This window comes from Rothia sp. (in: high G+C Gram-positive bacteria) (genome assembly GCF_030540545.1).
Classification (GTDB): Bacteria; Actinomycetota; Actinomycetes; order Actinomycetales; family Micrococcaceae; genus Rothia.
In genome coordinates this window covers 1-1,248 of sequence record NZ_JAUNVZ010000063.1, presented here as the reverse complement: position 1 = coordinate 1,248, position 1,248 = coordinate 1, and the positions used below count along the sequence as shown (strand labels likewise).

The 1,248-nt window shown below is 53.5% G+C and carries 2 protein-coding genes; both read right to left on the bottom strand.

Annotated features, from left to right (window positions below):
• Nucleotides 1-307 precede the first annotated feature (307 nt).
• Nucleotides 308-442 (bottom strand): hypothetical protein, encoded by a 135-nt coding sequence (locus Q4P78_RS08940; protein WP_303340022.1) that lies wholly within the window; start codon nucleotides 440-442, stop codon nucleotides 308-310.
• 148 nt (nucleotides 443-590) lie between these two features.
• The gene (locus Q4P78_RS08935; protein WP_303340021.1) at nucleotides 591-1,226 is read right to left on the bottom strand and encodes a hypothetical protein; all 636 of its coding nucleotides are present in this window, start codon (nucleotides 1,224-1,226) and stop codon (nucleotides 591-593) included.
• Between the last annotated feature and the right edge of the window lie 22 nt (nucleotides 1,227-1,248).

The window sequence follows — 1,248 nt, the reverse complement described above, 5'->3', positions numbered from 1 at the left end:
AGATAGGCACTTGTCGAAGAATTGAAACAATCCACATACCGCGCCAGCCATCCCCATAGAAAATTCTAAGGGAGAACAACAAAAGAACCGCCCGGGCTTTGAGCCCGGGCGGCAACACATCTGCTAGGAAGAAGTGTACACACTTCTTGGAAGGTGCGGCAAGACTACGTGTCTTACCGGTCAATGCACGCACACGACTGAGTCAATGAACAAACATCAGTCTGTCCGGTGCATGATGCTCGACCCATGCACTGCGCCTTCGGGTAGAGAGGCGCAGGCAGTGGGCACGGGTGATGGGAGCAGCAGGCTATTCGTCCCAAATGCTGCTGGAGCCTTGGTGCGAAGAGCCGAAGGAAGAAGAGGTTTCGCCCCAAATGCTGCCGTTCTGGCGCTTGTGGGACAAGAAGTCTTCACCGTACATTTCGTCTTCATGGAGTCCCAAGGTGGGAGATCCTTCGAGTATGTGCTGCTCCACGCAGAAGGCTATCGATTCGCTCTGCGGCTGTATATAGGCTTTCTTCATAAGATGGTATGTCTGAAAGATGTGATAATGTCAGTTTGTTGAATTGAAATAGGTACTGCCGCAGGCATTAGCGGATGTATACCTTTTGGCCCTTGCCGGTCACGTAAACTCCGTGGGTGGGATAGAGCACGCGGCGACCTTGCAGGTCATAATAGATGGTATCCTGCGCTTCGGTCTGCATGGGTGTTGCCTCGATGCCGGTTGCCTCGCCAAAGGAGAAGCGGAGCATGGTAGCCGCATCGGCGGCCTGAGCCTCGTAGTAGGACTTGTTCGCCTTAATGGTGCGGTGGGCAACATCGTTGCTCAGCTTGTAGAAGCCTACACCCGTTTCGGCCTTGATACCCAAGCCATAGACGGTCTTACCCTCGGCGATAGTATCATTACCGTAAGCACCTGACAGCTTATTGCCTTTCGGAGCAGCTGTCGTGTTGTCGTACGCAATGGTGAAGTTGTACACCTTAGCCTCATCGGCTACCAGGATGACCGGGGTCTTTGCCGGCAGCACGCCGCCCGTCACTTCTTTCAGCGTAATCTGACCGCCTGCTACGGACGAACCGATATAGGCCTTCACGCCATCAGGTATCGTTACGGCCATGGGCAGAGCCAGAGAGGCATAATTTGTACTGCCGATGCTGACGGGTATCTCGGTCACTTCCTTCACCTTCCAGCAGTTCATATAGCCGGCATCATTATAAGATCGCAATTCTCCTCCGGGATTAAGCTTC